This is a genomic window from Xanthomonas arboricola pv. guizotiae, from assembly GCF_002940205.1.
GTDB lineage: Bacteria > Pseudomonadota > Gammaproteobacteria > Xanthomonadales > Xanthomonadaceae > Xanthomonas > Xanthomonas arboricola_C.
In genome coordinates, this window is the sequence record NZ_MDSK01000131.1 from 1 (window position 1) to 421 (window position 421).

Consider the following 421-nt stretch of genomic DNA (forward strand, 5'->3'; position numbering starts at 1 on the left):
GATGGTAGTGTGGCTCAAGCCATGCGAGAGTAGGTCATCGCCAGGGGCTTTACCCGAAACCCTCAGTCCAATACGACTGAGGGTTTCTTTTTGCGCGAAATTCAACCGCGAAACGCAAAAGCCAAAGCCGAAGCCAAAGCCGAAGCTAAAGACGGAGCTAAAGACGGAGCCAAAGGCAGAGCCAAAGGCAGAGCCAAAGGCAGAGCCAAAGGCAGAGCCAAAGGCAGAGCCAGAGCCAAAGCCAAAGCCAGAGCCAAAGCCAGAGGCAGAGCCGAGTCGCACCACCGCACTCGGACGTTCCCAACGCGTAGTCCTTGGCACCCGACATGAACCGCCCCGGGTTTCTCGGAGGCCGTTTGGTTTGAGTCAGGCCGCCTCGGCCTGACCGGTTTGCTGCCGATCGTAAGCCGCTTCGGCTTCC

Annotated in this window: 1 protein-coding gene; it reads right to left on the reverse strand. The window is 58.7% G+C overall.

All coding sequences use genetic code 11. The annotated features are described in order from the left end of the window. On the reverse strand, window positions 1-282 hold a 282-nt coding region (locus tag XarbCFBP7408_RS23025; protein WP_219820293.1), incomplete at its 3' end, for a hypothetical protein. Between the last annotated feature and the right edge of the window lie 139 nt (window positions 283-421).